Source organism: Peptoniphilus grossensis ph5, assembly GCF_000311825.1.
GTDB classification, from domain to species: domain Bacteria; phylum Bacillota; class Clostridia; order Tissierellales; family Peptoniphilaceae; genus Peptoniphilus_A; species Peptoniphilus_A hominis.
Genome location: NZ_HE978568.1, coordinates 259,058 through 275,039, shown reverse-complemented (window position 1 = coordinate 275,039; position 15,982 = coordinate 259,058). Strand labels below are relative to the sequence as shown.

At 32.4% G+C, this 15,982-nt stretch carries 11 protein-coding genes and 1 pseudogene; 10 read left to right on the top strand and 2 right to left on the bottom strand.

What is annotated here, in order from left to right:
• Positions 1 to 329: 329 nt before the first annotated feature.
• Both HGPG_RS08495 and HGPG_RS08490 read left to right on the top strand, forming a co-directional pair.
• On the top strand, positions 330 to 1,766 hold the full coding sequence (locus HGPG_RS08495) for an APC family permease (RefSeq protein ID WP_019125656.1): 1,437 nt from the start codon (positions 330 to 332) through the stop codon (positions 1,764 to 1,766).
• A 20-nt stretch (positions 1,767 to 1,786) separates the two neighbouring features.
• Positions 1,787 to 3,110 (top strand): annotated as a pseudogene (locus tag HGPG_RS08490) (M18 family aminopeptidase).
• A gap of 288 nt (positions 3,111 to 3,398) precedes the next feature.
• Here HGPG_RS08490 and HGPG_RS08485 read toward each other — a convergent pair.
• Entirely contained in the window at positions 3,399 to 4,391 is a 993-nt protein-coding gene (locus HGPG_RS08485; protein WP_019125655.1) for a helix-turn-helix domain-containing protein, read from the bottom strand.
• Between the two features lie 160 nt (positions 4,392 to 4,551).
• Here HGPG_RS08485 and HGPG_RS08480 point away from each other — a divergent pair, with 160 nt between their 5' ends.
• From HGPG_RS08480 to HGPG_RS08455, 6 genes are read left to right on the top strand one after another with little or no spacing between them, the layout of a single operon-like run.
• Positions 4,552 to 6,306, top strand: coding sequence for an ABC transporter ATP-binding protein (locus tag HGPG_RS08480; RefSeq protein WP_019125654.1), 1,755 nt, complete (start codon positions 4,552 to 4,554; stop codon positions 6,304 to 6,306).
• The gene (locus HGPG_RS08475) at positions 6,290 to 8,011 is read left to right on the top strand and encodes an ABC transporter ATP-binding protein (RefSeq protein WP_019125653.1); all 1,722 of its coding nucleotides are present in this window, start codon (positions 6,290 to 6,292) and stop codon (positions 8,009 to 8,011) included. Before HGPG_RS08480 ends, HGPG_RS08475 begins: the two co-directional genes overlap by 17 nt.
• Before the next feature lie 11 nt (positions 8,012 to 8,022).
• A complete protein-coding gene (locus tag HGPG_RS08470; RefSeq protein WP_019125652.1) occupies positions 8,023 to 9,366 on the top strand; it encodes an MATE family efflux transporter in 1,344 nt (447 codons plus the stop codon).
• 60 nt (positions 9,367 to 9,426) lie between these two features.
• The gene (locus tag HGPG_RS08465) at positions 9,427 to 10,014 is read left to right on the top strand and encodes an MptD family putative ECF transporter S component (protein ID WP_019125651.1); all 588 of its coding nucleotides are present in this window, start codon (positions 9,427 to 9,429) and stop codon (positions 10,012 to 10,014) included.
• A 1-nt stretch (position 10,015) separates the two neighbouring features.
• The gene (locus tag HGPG_RS08460) at positions 10,016 to 10,672 is read left to right on the top strand and encodes an energy-coupling factor transporter transmembrane component T (RefSeq protein ID WP_019125650.1); all 657 of its coding nucleotides are present in this window, start codon (positions 10,016 to 10,018) and stop codon (positions 10,670 to 10,672) included.
• 10 nt (positions 10,673 to 10,682) lie between these two features.
• Complete coding sequence (locus HGPG_RS08455; protein ID WP_019125649.1) at positions 10,683 to 12,071, top strand: ABC transporter ATP-binding protein; 1,389 nt, start codon at positions 10,683 to 10,685, stop codon at positions 12,069 to 12,071.
• Positions 12,072 to 12,134: 63 nt separating this feature from the next.
• Here the strand turns inward: HGPG_RS08455 and HGPG_RS10150 are convergent, their stop codons facing one another.
• Complete coding sequence (locus HGPG_RS10150) at positions 12,135 to 12,404, bottom strand: transposase (protein ID WP_261794325.1); 270 nt, start codon at positions 12,402 to 12,404, stop codon at positions 12,135 to 12,137.
• 268 nt (positions 12,405 to 12,672) lie between these two features.
• Here HGPG_RS10150 and HGPG_RS08450 point away from each other — a divergent pair, with 268 nt between their 5' ends.
• Together HGPG_RS08450 and mprF are read left to right on the top strand one after the other, a co-directional pair.
• Positions 12,673 to 13,386, top strand: coding sequence for an alpha/beta fold hydrolase (locus HGPG_RS08450; RefSeq protein WP_036732021.1), 714 nt, complete (start codon positions 12,673 to 12,675; stop codon positions 13,384 to 13,386).
• Complete coding sequence (mprF, locus tag HGPG_RS08445) at positions 13,386 to 15,902, top strand: bifunctional lysylphosphatidylglycerol flippase/synthetase MprF (protein ID WP_019125647.1); 2,517 nt, start codon at positions 13,386 to 13,388, stop codon at positions 15,900 to 15,902. The genes HGPG_RS08450 and mprF overlap by 1 nt, the downstream gene beginning before the upstream one ends.
• The last annotated feature ends 80 nt before the right edge of the window (positions 15,903 to 15,982 follow it).

Genomic DNA, 15,982 nt, shown 5'->3' with positions numbered 1-15,982 from the left:
GCAAAAATTTTTCTTCATAGAAAAAATGTATAGTTAAGATAAAAAGCTAGGCAAGAGGCATAGAAGGACCAAGGCAATAAAATTGTTTTTTTAAAATATAAATTATTAAAAATATTTTAAAATCAAAAAATTTACTCAGCACTGTAAAAGGATATAGTTATGTATTTTGCAAGATTCGAAACTTTATAGGCTAACTGATTTAAACTACTATAAAATTTTTAGCCTAATGTAAAAATGTTTTCTAAGATTATGAATTATACTAGACTACAGTTTTTTTTAAGGTTATAATTAATTTAATCATGCAATTATATTATGAGAGGAGACAAAATATGCAAGATTCACAAAAGAAAATTAAGTGGTCCATGCTGGCATTTATGGCATTTTCCACTTTATGGGGCTTTGGAAATGTTGTTAACGGTTTCGTATTCTTTAACGGAATCCAAGTAATATTTTCATGGATCCTAATGTTCGCACTTTATTTCATTCCTAACGCACTTATGGTAGGGGAACTTGGTTCATCCTTTAAGGACGAAGGTGGTGGAGTTACTTCATGGATTAGGGCAACTTCAAGCGATAAGTTAGCTTATTATGCTGGTTGGACTTATTGGGCATGTCACATTACCTACATCGCTTCAAAGGGTTCTGGTGGACTAAAGGCAATGTCCTGGATGTTCTTCCAAAACGCAGAAGTTTATGACTCACTTCCAACAGTTTATGTACAACTTGCTACTTTAGCAGTATTTTTAATTTTCTGTTGGGTAGCAAGTAGAGGTCTTAACCCACTTAAAAACCTTGCAACTATTGCAGGTTCAAGTATGTTTATCATGGGTATCCTTTACATCTTAATGATGCTAGCTGCTCCAAAGATCAACCCTAACGGTGGTTACCAAGCTATGGATTGGTCTCTTGACAATTTAATTCCAACTTTTGATATGAAGTATTTCACAAGTTTATCAATTCTTGTCTTTGCAGTTGGTGGTATTGAAAAGATGAGTCCTTATGTAAACCACATGGAAGGAAATTCTTCAAAGGAATTCCCTAAGGCAATGATCTTTGCTGCTGTCATGGTAATTATTTCAGCTATCTTTGGTACTATTGCCATGGGTATGATGTTTGACCCTGCTATTATCAATGCAGATCAAGCAACTTTTGACTCTTATGCGGCTAACGGTGCTTATTGGGCTTTCCAAAAGGTTGGAGAATATTATGGCCTTGGCAATACTATTATGATCATCTACGCTCTTTGTAACATGATCGGTCAATTCTCTACACTTGTTGTAAGTATTGACGCACCACTTAGAATGTTACTTGATGACGACAGAACAAATAAATATATACCTAGAAAGCTTCTTAAGAAAAATAAATATGGAGCTTACATCAACGGTATTAAACTTATAATTGTCCTTGCAGGTTCAATTATCCTTGCACAAATCCTAGTGCCAGGTGCTGCAACTGTTTTAAGACAATTAACAAAACTTAACTCAATTACAATGCCACTTCGTTACCTATGGGTATTCTTGGCATATATTTTCTTGAGAAAGAACAGAGCCGATGTAGAAAGAGAATTCTACTTTACTCGTAACCAAGGAGTTGCTTTATTCTTTGGCTTCTGGTGCTTCATAGTTACACTGGCTTGCTGTATCTTGGGTATGATTTCAGACGACCCAATGCAAATGGCACTTAATGTAATTACACCACTTGTACTTGTTGCACTTGGAGTAATAATGCCAATGCTTAGAGCAAAGGAAGATAAAAAATTAAGCTAAATTCCAAAAAGGAGGAAGTTATGAATTATTTAGAAACTTCAAAGGAATTGTTAGAATTTATTAAAAAAAGCGCAAGTATGTTCCACACAATTGACACTGTGAAATCCTATCTTGACGCAGAAAATTTTATTGAATTAAAGGAAGGCGAAAGCTGGAATATTGAAAAGGGCAAGAACTATTACACTACAAGAAATGATTCATCTGTAATTGCCTTTAAGGTTGGTAAAGATCTTTCAGACTATCACTACCAACTTGTTGCTTCACACTCTGACTCTCCAACATATAAGGTTAAGAGCATGCCAGAGCTTGAAGGTCCAGGAGGCTATGTAAAGCTAAATGTTGAAGTATATGGTGGACCAATTGATTCAGTTTGGTTTGACAAGCCACTTAGCCTTGCAGGAAGAGTTTTAGTGGAAGAAGATGGCGCCATAGTTTCAAAGCTACTTCACATTGATAGGGACCTTTTAATCATCCCTAATGTTGCCATCCACATGAATAGAGAAGTAAACAAGGGCTATGAATACAATAGACAAGTAGATTTACTTCCACTATTTACAGCAGGCGCCATGAAAAAGGGCGACTACGACAAGATGATAGCAGAAGAACTTGGAGTAAGTGCAGAACAAATTATTTCCAAAGATTTATTCCTAGTAAATAGACAAGAAGGAAAAGTTTGGGGCTACAAGGATGAATTTGTATCATCACCAAAGCTTGACGACCTAGAATGTGCCTTCACATCACTAAAGGCTTTTATAGCAGGATCTAACGACAAGGCAGTAAATGTATATGCTTGCTTCGACAACGAAGAAGTTGGCTCAAACACAAAGCAAGGTGCCATGTCTACACTTCTTCACGACACATTAAAAAGACTAAATGCAGGTCTTGGATTTGACGAAGAAGAATACCACAAGGCAGTGGCAAAATCCTTCCTAGTTAGTGCAGACAATGCTCACGCAGTTCATCCAAACCACAAGGAATTAACTGACGATGAAAACAGAACTTTCATGAACAAAGGTATTGTAATAAAAGAAGCTGCCAACCAAAAGTACACATCAGATGCCTTTTCACAAGCAGTCTTCAAAAACGATTTGTGCCTTGGCAGAAGTTCCAGTGCAACACTTTGCCAACAGAAGCAACATGCAAGGTGGCTCAACTCTTGGAAACTTATCAAACACTCAAGTTTCCCTTCACGCAGTTGACATTGGACTTCCACAACTTGCTATGCACTCAAATTATGAAACAGCAGGAGCCATGGATCCAGCCTACATGATTAAGGCACTTACAAAATATTACAACTCAAATGTAAAAATTGAGGGTGCATCAAAAATTTCTGTTGAAGAATAAATTATTTGAAAAATAATTTTGACGAAAAATAATTTTGGTGGAAAAATTCAAAAATAATTTTAAGCTGATGTTGCAGAATAGATGATTCTACTCTGCAACATTTTTTTTAATCAAGTATTTAAGTTTAGCCCTATTGATAAGAGACATATTTCACTTATTATATTTTTTATTATGGGACTTTTGCAACAGCCCCTTTATTTTTTTGCCAATTTTTTATTAAATTTATATATACCTATACCAATATCTATAAAATCATATAAGATAAGGACCTATAAATAAAAAAATACTTTAATCACAATAATCGCATTTTAAATTGTGATCCTTGCAAGCTAAATTACGAACTTCACTAGGAAGTTTTCCCTTGTACCTTTTGTAATAAATGGAAAATTTGCTTGCTGATGAGTATCCAACAGATTCCGCTATTTCCTTTACTGGAAGTTCGGTATTTAAGAGAAGAGTTTCAGCTACATTCATTCTTTTTCTTTGGGTGTATTCTGTAATGCTTTGACCATATTTTTCTTTGAACAAATTTTTTAATTTTGTTCCGCTCATTTTAGATATTTTTTCAAGGGTTCCTTGATTTACATTCATGGCGAAATGATCATCTAAAAATCTTGCTACATCTTCAAGTGCTTTATTATCATCGGACTCAATTTTATATTTATTTCTATTTAAGTAGGTATCTATAACAATGCTTACCCATTCATTTGCTTTGGCTTTAAAGAAAAAATCAGCGGCAGGAGGGTCCATCTTACAATTTAATATTTCCATTGCAACTTTTTCTAAGGATTTTGTAAGAATTATTTGATTCGGTTGAAGTAAAGCTGAATAAAATGATTCTGGATTAATGTTAATAGATGCTAAATGTTTTTCTATTAACTCTTTTTTAAAACCAATGGAAACAGCAAGATAACAACAATTCTCGTGTAATAAAAAAACAAAATCATCTCTTATGTTGTCAAAGTCAAAAGTACATAATGAGTTTGCTGTAAGTGTTTGATAGGGATTAAATTTTTCTCCGTTTGCGCTGACAATGTAGCTTGAATAAATTGAAACATAATCTGCCATGCTATAAGTGCTATTTTGAATTACTTCTTCTCTGATATAAAAATCATGGACATCAATAATAAATCCATCTCCTTCATAGAACCAATAAAGCCCTTCTGCATAAGTTGAATCATCTTTACTCCAACAAAAAGTGTGCCCTGCACTTGAATACTTCTTATTGTTTTTACATTCGTCCACTTTCATATATTCTTTTACAAAATCATAATATGACATAATACACCTATCCCTTTTAGACAATATTCCAATTAGCCTTATTAATTCAAAACTAGTGTATTAGCAATTATAACCGATATATAATATGAAAGCAATGATACTTATTATCAAATAAGTAAATTTATATCTAAAAGGGATATCAAAGAAAGGAGATATGATTATGAAGATTTACAAAAAACTATTTGCTTATGTAGAGGATAAAAAATATCTCGGTGTTTTAGCTATAGTCTTTTCTGCTATATCTGCTGCACTTACGGTATATGGATTTTATTTAGTCTACAAATTTCTGGATAATTTAATAATTAATTCAAATTTATCTGGTGCAGAGAGCATAGCATTAAAATCGGTCGTTGCATTAACAAGTGGAGCTATATTATATATTGTTTCAGCAACATTTTCACACATACTAGGATTTAGGCTTGAAACAAATTTAAGAAAAAGAGGTATAGACGGCTTAGAGAAAGCAAGTTTTAGGTTCTTTGACCTAAATCCATCTGGTCAAATAAGAAAGATCATAGATGACAATGCCGCACAAACTCATCAGGTTGTAGCGCACATGATTCCTGATAGCTCTCAGGCAATAGTTACACCCGTGCTTGTACTTGCACTTGGCTTTATAGTTAGTATAAGGGTTGGTATCACTTTGCTTGCTCTTACTATAATCGGCGGCTTAATTTTAGGGGCGATGATGGGCGAGCAAAAATTTATGCAGATATATCAAGAAGCTCTAGCTAAACTAAGCGCTGAAACTGTTGAATACGTTAGAGGGATGCAGGTAGTAAAGATATTTAGAGTAAATGTTGAGTCATTTAAAAGCTTTTACAAGGCGATTAAAGATTATTCAAAGTATGCTTATAATTATTCACTATCTTGTAAAAAGCCCTATGTTTTGTATCAATGGTTATTTTTTGGTTTGATTGCAATTTTAATTATTCCTATAGTTTATTTTATGACTAGTTTAGGCAGCGCCAAGGTGATTTTACTTGAGCTTATTATGATTTTATTCTTATCGGGAGTTCTCTTTGTTTCATTCATGAGAATGATGTGGTACTCTATGTATATTTCTCAAGGCAATTATGCAGTAGATACTTTAGAGGCACTTTATGAAGATATGCAAAAAGATAAATTGGTCCATGGCAATGTCAATAATTTTAAGAACTATAATATTGAGTTTGACAATGTAAGCTTTGCTTATAACGATAAGGCCGTCATTGAAAATTTATCCTTTAAATTAGAAGAAGGAAAGTCCTATGCACTAGTCGGTTCATCTGGATCAGGCAAATCAACAGTGGCAAAACTTATATCAGGTTTTTACAATGTTAATGAAGGAAGCATAAAGATAGGCGGGATAGCAATAAGTGAATATTCTGACGAAGCCTTAATTAAAGCCATCTCCTTTGTCTTTCAAGATTCAAAATTATTCAAGAAGAGCATTTATGAAAATGTAGCCTTAGCTAATAAAGATGCGACGAAAGATGATGTTATGAGAGCCTTAAAATTAGCAGGATGCGATTTAATATTAGAAAAATTCCCAGAAAGAGAAAATACAATCATAGGCTCAAAAGGAGTTTATTTATCTGGTGGAGAAAAACAAAGAATTGCAATTGCTAGAGCAATTTTAAAGGATTCCAAAATTATTATTATGGACGAGGCATCAGCATCTATTGACCCAGATAACGAGTATGAACTTCAAAAAGCTTTCAAAAATCTTATGAAGGATAAAACAGTTATCATGATTGCACACAGGCTATCTACAATTAAAGACCTTGATGAAATTATTGTGATGGATGGCGGAAAAATTATAGAAAGAGGATCAGATCAAGAGCTAATGTCAAAAGACACAAGATATAAGAGATTGCAAGAGATGTTTAACAGTGCGAATGAATGGAGGGTTTCAAATGAAGGAGTTTTATAAAAAAAGATTTGCTCTTACAGATAAAGGAGCAAGAAATCTAACTAAAGCAACATTATCCTCATTTTTCGTTTATTGTATAAACATGCTTCCTGCCATATTACTAATGATTTTTGCTCAGGAAGTTTTGGAAAATATTGGTAAAAGCAAGGGATTTTATATAGTATTCTCAGTTTTGACCTTGCTAGCAATGTATATTTTGCTTTCTATCGAATACGATAAATTATATAGCACAACATATCAAGAAAGTGCAGACTTAAGAATAAGAACAGCAGAAAATTTATCAAAATTACCTCTATCTTACTTTTCTAAACATGATATTTCTGACCTAGCGCAAACAATCATGGCTGACATTGAAGGAATAGAGCATGCAATGAGCCACTCGATACCAAAGGTGGGCGGCATGGTACTCTTTTTCCCACTAATATCCATCATGATGCTAGTGGGCAATGTGAAGATGGGTTTAGCTGTAATTATACCAACGGTTCTAAGCTTTATATTTATACCACTATCTAAAAAACATTCAGTTAAGGGAGAGAAAGAATATTACAAGGTCTTAAGAGAAAACTCAGAAAGCTTTCAAGAAAATATCGAGATGCAAATGGAGATTAAAGCCTATGGCTTATCAGAGGAAATGAAAGATAAGCTATATGAAAAAATGGATAAAAGTGAAAAAGTGCACTTAAAAGCAGAAATTTCAAACATCTTAATAATGTCCATATCTTCAATATTTAGCTTTATTTCCCTTGCTGTCGTAATATTTGTCGGTGTAAATCTAATTATTAATAAAGAGATAAGCGCCCTCTACCTTATAGGATATTTACTAGCGGCTATGAAGATAAAAGACGCTCTAGATGCATCTAAAGAGGGCATGATGGAGATATTTTATTTAACACCAAAGATTGAAAGATTAAAGGAAATTCAAAATCAAGAATTACAAGAAGGCGAAGATTATAATTTGAAAAAATTTGATATTGATCTAAAAGATGTTGAGTTTGCCTACAATAAAGACGCAAAAGTTTTAAATGGCCTAAGCTTTAAGGCTAAGCAGGGAGAGGTCACTGCTTTGGTAGGAGCAAGCGGCTGTGGTAAAACAACTATCTTGAAACTTATATCAAGACTTTATGATTATGACAAGGGAAAAATCTTAATCGATGGCAAAGATATAAAAGAAATATCAACAGAATCCCTTTTTGATAAGGTCTCTATAGTTTTCCAAGATGTAGTTCTCTTTAATCAAAGCGTTATGGAAAATATTAGAATTGGTAAGCAAGATGCAAGTGACGAAGAAGTTAAAAGAGCAGCAAAACTTGCAAATTGCACAGATTTTATAGAAAAAATGGATAAGGGTTTCGATACTCTTATTGGTGAGAACGGTGCTGAGCTATCAGGGGGAGAAAGACAGAGATTATCAATAGCCAGAGCCTTCTTAAAAGATGCACCGATATTGATCTTAGATGAGATAGCAGCAAGCCTTGATGTTGACAATGAGAAAAAAATTCAAGAGTCATTAAATAATTTAATTAAAGATAAAACAGTTGTCATCATTTCACACAGAATGAAATCCATAGAAAATGCAGATAAGATAGTAGTTCTTGAAAACGGAAAAGTTGAAAGCCAAGGCAAGCATGAAGAGCTTTTACAAAAATCAAAAGTTTACAAGAATTTAATAGAAAAAACAAAAATGGCAGAAGAATTTATTTATTGAGGGGATTAAAAATGGAACAAAACATGAAAGAACAGTTGTTAACCAAGAAGCCATTGTCTTTAATGTTTCAATTATCTATACCAGCAGTAATTGGGATGGTAGTTATAGGCCTATATCCACTTATGGATGGAATATTTGCTGGACAAATAATTGGTGAGAATGCTATGGCGGCTTGCTCAATAGCTATGCCACTTACATTTTTTAATAATGGGATTGCAACGCTTATAGGGATAGGTTCGGCATCCATTTTATCAAGAGCCATGGGAAAAGGTGATAATGATACTATAGACAAACTTATGGGAAATCTTATCTATTGGGTTATCTTTTTTTCAACGATTATAACAATAGGAGGAATACTTCTAGGACCATATTTTTTAGATTTAGTTGGAGCAACAGGAGAAATAAAGGCATTAGGAATAAGATATTTAAGAGTAATATTTATAGGTTCAATATTTGTAAACTTTACCCAGTCAGCTAATATGGTAATGCGTGGTGAAGGTCTTATGAAAAGAGCAATGACTATTATGGGACTTGGTGCCTTTATCAATATAGCTCTTGATCCAATACTAATGAAATTAATGGGCGATTATGCCATTGAGGGAGCAGCTATAGCCACTGTAACAGCACAAATAATTCAAGCTGTCATTACTCTTTATTATTTTAAGAATAAAAGTGAAAATGTAAAAATAGGGAAAATAAAAAAAGAAAAAGATATATCAAAGGAAATGTTTGGAGTAGGAGTATCAGCTATGATCATGCAAGTATTTTTCATGGTTCAACAAACATTACTTTATAAACAAGCTTTTAAATATGGTGGAGATCCAAATGCAATATTAATGTCAGCAACTTTGAGATTTTATGGGTTTTCATTTATACCAATTTGGGGAATGAGTCAGGGGTTACAGCCGATTATTGGCACAAACTTTGGAGCAAAACAATACAATAGAGTAAAGGAAACTATGAAGATATTTTCTATAGGAGGAACAGTACTTGCAGCAATTTTTTGGTTACCAGCACAAGTATTTTCAAAACAGTTACTTGGTTTATTTAAAGTAAGTCAGGATATAATTTCAAGCGGAGTTAATAATTTCAGAATATTCTATTCAGTATTTATTCTTTATGGAATTATGATTATGACAATAACTTTTTTTCAAGCGATTGGGGATGGGAAAAAAGCTGGAATTATTGTAATGCTAAGGCAGTTAATACTACTTGTCCCAGCCTTACTTATATTGCCAAGAATATTTGGAGCAGGGGCTGTTTGGTGGGCAGAACCAGTTGTAGATTTTACTATGATAATGGTAGGTTTAGCAATGCAAGCCAAGGCTCTTTCAAATATGAATGTAAAAAATTAAAAATAAAATAAAGAGAAAAGACAAAAATGGCAGAAGAATTTATTTATTGAGGGGATTAAAATGGATAATAAAAAATTAAAAGGAAAAGATGTTATTACAATAGGTATATTTACTGCAATATATTTTGCAATTAATTTTGGGTTTATGCTTTTAGGCGGTCTTCATCCATTAATGTGGATACTTATGCCTGGATTTATAGCCTTGGTTGGAGCTATACCATATATGATTATGGTTCAAAAAGTTAAAAAAACAGGAGCAGTCATAATAATGGGAGCTATTGTTGCTATAATATACTATTTAACTGGTCAATTTAGTTTAATAATAATTGCATCATTAGCAATTGCCAGTATTTTGGCAGAAGTTATAAGGTACCTATCAAAGTATGATAGTTATAAAGGGAATTCACTTTCATATGCTTTTTTTTCACTAGGTATGATAGGTTCTCCAGCACAAGTATGGATTTTAAAAGATGAATTCATATCAAAAATACTTGAAAATGGAATGCCAGTAGATTATGTTAATACATTAAAAAGTTTTATTAATACACAAATGTTAATTGTGTTAATTGTAACACCATTTGTTTTTGGATTATTATCTTGTGGAATTTTAAAATCATTTTTGTATAAAAATTTTGAGGCAAGAAATTAAAATGTTCAAGCGATTAAAATTAGATCCTAGAACCCCAATAATATTGCTTTTATTGGTAAATATATTTTTCTTTAAAAGTAGATCTGTGGCAAGTGAATTAATTTTAATGAGCTATTTGTTGATTATTTTGACAGTTTGCGGAAATTTTAAATCAGGATTAAAAGTATATTTAACTTTTATTACTTTTTTAATAATAAATTATTTTGTTTTCCCCCATTCACCCAAGTGGATTGTAACGACATTTATTGTACCTGTTTCTTATGCAAGGAAGATTTTTCCTTGCATAATGGCAGGAACATTGTTATACAAAACGGTGACTGTAAGAGGAATTGCAGGAGTTTTTAGAAAATTTAAATTTTCAGAAAATTTTATTTTAGCATTTATGATAACTTATAGATATTTTCCCACATTAAGACAAGATATACATTGTGTTAGAGAATCAATGAAGATTAGGGGGATTAGTATGATTAAAAACATGGATATATTTGTTGTACCTATAATAAATTCTGCAATTGATATGTCTGAAGAGTTATCTAAGGCAGCTGTAACACGAGGAGTCGAGAATCCAGGTAGAAAAACAACGATAATTGATTTTAAATTTACTGTTTATGATGTATTAGTGATTTTATCTGTTGTTTTAATTATGGTTATATTTTAGGTGAGTTAGAATGGGTTATGTTAATATAAATGATGTATCTTGTACCTCTAAAACGGGATATAAAATATTAAAAGATATCAACTTAAATGTTGTAAAAGGCGAATGTATACTACTTATGGGACTAAGTGGTTCAGGCAAAACGTCATTGACTAAATTAATAAATGGAATTATACCACATTTTGAAGAAGAAACTGACTTTGTTGGAGAAGTTTTAATAGAGGGAGAATCTACTAGAAATATATCACAATATAAAATTTCAGAAAAAGTTGGTTCGATATTTCAAAATCCAAAATCTCAATTTTTTAATTCTGATGTCGAGGGAGAAATTGTATTTGGTCTTGAAAATATGGGAGCTGATCCAGAGTTAATAAAAAAAAGCTTAAAAAAAACTATTAATAATTTAAATATAGATAGATTATTAGGGAAAAATGTCATCTCATTGTCGAGTGGGGAAAAACAAATTTTAGCTTTTGCATCTATTTTTGCATTAAACACAGATATTGTCGTATTGGATGAGCCATCTTCAAATCTTGATATGGATACAATTGAAACGATAAAAAACAATATTGAAATATTTAAAAAAGAAGGGAAGACAATTATAGTTGCAGAACATCGATTATATTACTTAAAAGACATTATTGATAAAGCATATTATATAGACGAAGGCATAATTAAGGATTGTTTTACACAAGAAGAGATAAAATTATTTAACTCAAAAAAAGAAAATAAACTCAAAATTAGAACTTTATCTACTCCGAAGTTGGAAGTTCTTGAAAAAGAATTTAATAAAAATGATGAGTATTTATGTGAAGACTTATCGTATATAATAAATGGAAATTTTATATTTAAAGATATTAATATTTCTTTGAATAGAGGTGAAGTATTAGGTATAGTTGGGAAAAATGGTATAGGAAAAACAAGTCTGTTAAAATGTATTTCAGGACTTATGAAGAAAAATACAGGAAGTATTTTTTTAGACAATAAACTTTTAAATAATAAAGATAGATTAAAAAACACATACCTTGTAACACAAGACATTAATTCACAATTATTTACTCGAAGCGTAAAAGAAGAATGTGAATTAAATTTATCTGAGGATAGATTAAATCAGGTAGATGTAGTTCTAAATAGGCTTGGATTAGATAAATATAGAGATAAGCATCCAATGTCGCTTTCAGGAGGACAAAAACAAAGGTTAACAATTGCCTTAGCTCTACTTTCATATAAAGAAATCATAATCTTTGATGAGCCTACAAGTGGCTTAGATTTCAAAAATATGATAATTGTATCAGAAGCTATAAAAGATTTGGCAAAAAAATCTAATAAAGTTGTAATTGTTGTTTCGCATGATTATGAGTTTTTAAATACGGTAGCGGATGGAATATATGAAATGGTTTGAAAATAAGAATGAGAAGGTGATGTTGCAGAATAGATGATTCTACTCTGCAACATCATTTTTTTATCAAGTATTTAAGTTTAGCCCTATTGATAAGAGGCATATTTCACTTATTATGTTTTCTTTTCCTCTGTGGTAGAATATGTTGTAGTTTAAGCCTAACTTTATTTTGGAAAATGCTCCTTCGGCTTGAATTGATCTATTTATTCTTTCTTCTATTCCTTGGTCGGATATTATGTTTTTTAGGGATTCTTCTCTATATTTTTGAAATGTTTCTGATATGTAGATTACTTTGGTTTTTTGTCCTTCTTTGTTCCAGTTGAAAGATCTGTAGATTTTTGTTATTGTTATGTATCCAATCTTTCTTTTTCTGTATCTGTCATTACATATTATGAATTCTTTACCCTCTTGTTATATGTATTTGTAACGGTTTTCAAAAATACATTGTATCAAAAAAAGGCGAGGATTTTTATGTTTCCTCGTCTTTTTCTATTATGGGACTTTTGCAACAGCCTCTTTTTTCTTTGAAAATTTTTTTTGCCTTGGCAAGTTAAAAGTTAAGCCATCATCTTTTAAAGGTGGTAGAATATGCTTGGTGAGGGATTTGGATAAATTTATTGAAATGCGCGACGGTGCAAAAATTTTTGTAAAAATTCTTGGAAGTGGAGAGCCACTTTTACTGCTACATGGAAATGGTGACGACTATTCCTTTTTTGAAAAGCAAATTGTTGTCTTTAAGAAGGATTTTTTGGTCATAGCCATGGACACAAGAGGTCATGGCAAAAGCGACAAAAATTATTCTTTAAATTTGGAGGACTTGTCCCTTGATGTCTATGAGGTCTTGGAAGCATTAAAGATAGAGACCATAAATATTTTGGGTTTTTCTGACGGGGCAAATCTAGCCCTAACTTTTGCAAAAAATTATCCCAAGAGAGTTAAGAGGCTTATTTTAAATTCTCCCAACAAGGATTTTTCACAGGTAAAACTTATTCCAAGAATCGCCACCTACATTTTTTACTACAACCTAAAAATATTATCCAAAATTTTTACAGGTCTTAGAAATTATTTTTCTGTTTATAAATTAAATTTTGATAAAATAAAAATTGTGGATTCCGACTACGAAAAGTTTGATTTTCCAGTTTTAATTATTGCTGGCGAGAGAGACTTAATTTATCTGGAAAACTTTCACAATATTGCTAAAAAAATAAAAAAATCTAAATTATATATTATAAAAAATCATGGACACAAGGTGGCAAGGACTAAGCCCCATGAATACAACCAAGTGGTCCTTGATTTTTTAAAGAAAGAGGTTAATTAGTGGAAAAATTAAAAAAATTTGCCAGGGGAATTAAGCCAATTTTTCTCTTTGGAGTAATTCTTTTGGTAATTCTTGAATTTACAAAACTAAGAAAGGAAATTTCCCTGGAAGAAGTTTCAAATATTTTTAATGAAATTTCTTTAATAAATATTTTCGCCATGGCAGTCTTAGGGCTTCTTGCCTTTTCGCCCATGATCTTCTACGATTTGCTCTTGAGCAATTTCTTAAAATTAGACAGGGACAAAAATTACATTGTAAAAAGATCTATAACTGTAAATTCTTTTAACAATTTAATAGGCTTTGGCGGCCTCATAAATATTGGACTTAGGATGAGATATTTTGGCGAGGGCAAGGAAGACAAGCACTTTTTAAAATTTTTGGTGAAGTCCCTCTTCTTTGACTTTGCAGGTCTGTCCTTTTTGGCACTTACATCTCTAGTGTTTCTAATTTTTTATGAGAGCAAAATTTTAATCAACTATAAAATTTGGTTACTGGGAGCAATTCTCTACTATCCTGTTTTATTTTTCCTTTCAAAAATTAGAAATGATGGAGAGCTTTCCCTTTCAAAAAAATATGCCACAGAAGTTTCTCTTGTGTCAATTTGTGAGTGGACCTGTGCAGGACTTTTCTTCTCCTTCCTTGGATTTTTACTTGGCATAAGGCTCAATATTTTTATAATTATTTCTGCTTTTGTTATTGCAAACATCATTGGGATTTCTTCCTTTATACCTGGCGGACTAGGGTCCTTTGACCTTGTAATACTAACTGCCTTTTCTTCTATAGGCATTGAAAGTGAAAGAGTCCTAAGCTGGCTACTTCTCTACAGAATTTTTTATTACATCCTTCCCTTTATCCTTGGACTTGTATTTTTTGTAAGGGACTTGGGCACCATCTTTGACGAGAAAAATGACAAGATTCCCTCGAGAATTATGAGGTCCTTGGGGCTAGACCTTCTCTCCTTCTTTTTGTATTTGACGGGAAGTTTTATGATTTTATCTGCAACTATTCCAGAAGAGATGAATGAACATTATTGGCTAAGTCAGTTTAGTCCCCTATATGCAAACTTGATTTACCAATTTCCAAGTTTAATTTTTGGAGTTTCTTTTATAATTTTAGGCAGAGCCAATAGAGAAAAGGTGGAGAAGACACCAAGACTTACCATAATTTTTCTTTCCCTAGCCCTTATCTATTCTTTTTTAAGCGGCTTTGGAATAATTGAAATGGTATTTTTAATTTTAGTCATCCTTCTGGCAGTTTCCACGCGAAAGATGCCCTACAGAAAACAACTTGTATATTCCTTTGAGGCAATTACCATGGACAGCCTTTACTTTCTTGTGATTTCTGTAATTACCATTTATTTTATGGCAATAAATTATAGGCTAAAGCCAATTCACTACAGGGACTTCTTTTTAATTCCCTTTGAGAAAAGTTTTTTGCGATTTTCTATTATTTTTATACTTTTATTTATTTCAATGCGACTACTTTTGTTTTTCTTAAAGGGGAAAAAAGTTAAGCTTGGAGAAAAAATGGATCTGGAAAAGATTAGGAAGCTTTTAAGTGACTACGACTGCTCTCCAGAAGCGCCCCTTGCCATAGTTGGCGACAAGGATCTTTATTATTACGAAGAAGATGGAGTCATAACTTGTGGTCTTTCTATTTCAACCTATAAGGACAGAGTCATTGTCATGGGAGAGCCCTTTGGAAGGACCGAGGACTTTGACAAGCTCCTAGAAAAATTTGTAAAAGAAGCAGACCTCTACGGTTACAAGCCAATTTTTTATGAAGTTGGACAAGGGGAAACTATTAAGCTTCACGATTTTGGCTTTTCCTTTATAAAATTTGGGGAGACGGCAGCCCTAGATTTAGGGAAATTTAACTTAGAGGGAAGAGAGCACAAGTCACAGAGAAATGTCCTATCAAAGTTTGATAAATTAGGCTACACTTTTGAAGTTATAAAGCCGCCCTTTGACCATGAGTTTATGAATAGGCTTAAAGAAATTTCTGATGACTGGTTAGCTGGCAAGAGGGAGAAGGGATTTTCTCTTGGCTACTTTAATAGGGACTATTTAAACTTATGTCAGATGGCTGTGGCAAAGGATGCTGATGGAAAAATTTTCGCCTTTGCAAATATTATGCCCAACCCCAATAAAACTTGGGTGACAATTGACCTAATGAGGTTTGAGAGAGAAAATGCGCCAAGTGGAATTATGGATTTTCTATTTTTGCAACTCTTCTTATATTTTAAAGACCAAGGAAAAGTTTATTTTGACCTGGGCATGGCGCCCCTATCTAATGTTGGCATCAACACAAATAGTTTTGTGGAAGAAAAACTTGCCTACTTGATTTACAAGTTTGGCTACAAATTTTATTCCTTTGAAGGACTGAGAGCCTATAAGGAAAAATTTGCTCCAACTTGGGAGCCAATTTATCTCTCCTACCCCAACAAGTCCTGGCTACTTTATACCATGCTTTCTATTTTTATAGTGGACATAAATGCAGCTAAGGATAATAATTGAAATTTAAATAATAAATAGGATTAGCCTTAGTACAATTTAATAAATTTATGATATAATTATTTTATTATTATTTGGAGGAT

What these genes read in the sequence shown, in the direction of transcription:
- HGPG_RS08495 (WP_019125656.1), top strand. Translation starts at nt 330, where the DNA reads ATGCAAGATTCACAAAAGAAAATTAAGTGGTCCATGCTGGCATTTATG.
- HGPG_RS08485 (WP_019125655.1), bottom strand. Translation starts at nt 4,391, where the DNA reads ATGTCATATTATGATTTTGTAAAAGAATATATGAAAGTGGACGAATGT.
- HGPG_RS08480 (WP_019125654.1), top strand. Translation starts at nt 4,552, where the DNA reads ATGAAGATTTACAAAAAACTATTTGCTTATGTAGAGGATAAAAAATAT.
- HGPG_RS08475 (WP_019125653.1), top strand. Translation starts at nt 6,290, where the DNA reads ATGAAGGAGTTTTATAAAAAAAGATTTGCTCTTACAGATAAAGGAGCA.
- HGPG_RS08470 (WP_019125652.1), top strand. Translation starts at nt 8,023, where the DNA reads ATGGAACAAAACATGAAAGAACAGTTGTTAACCAAGAAGCCATTGTCT.
- HGPG_RS08465 (WP_019125651.1), top strand. Translation starts at nt 9,427, where the DNA reads ATGGATAATAAAAAATTAAAAGGAAAAGATGTTATTACAATAGGTATA.
- HGPG_RS08460 (WP_019125650.1), top strand. Translation starts at nt 10,016, where the DNA reads ATGTTCAAGCGATTAAAATTAGATCCTAGAACCCCAATAATATTGCTT.
- HGPG_RS08455 (WP_019125649.1), top strand. Translation starts at nt 10,683, where the DNA reads ATGGGTTATGTTAATATAAATGATGTATCTTGTACCTCTAAAACGGGA.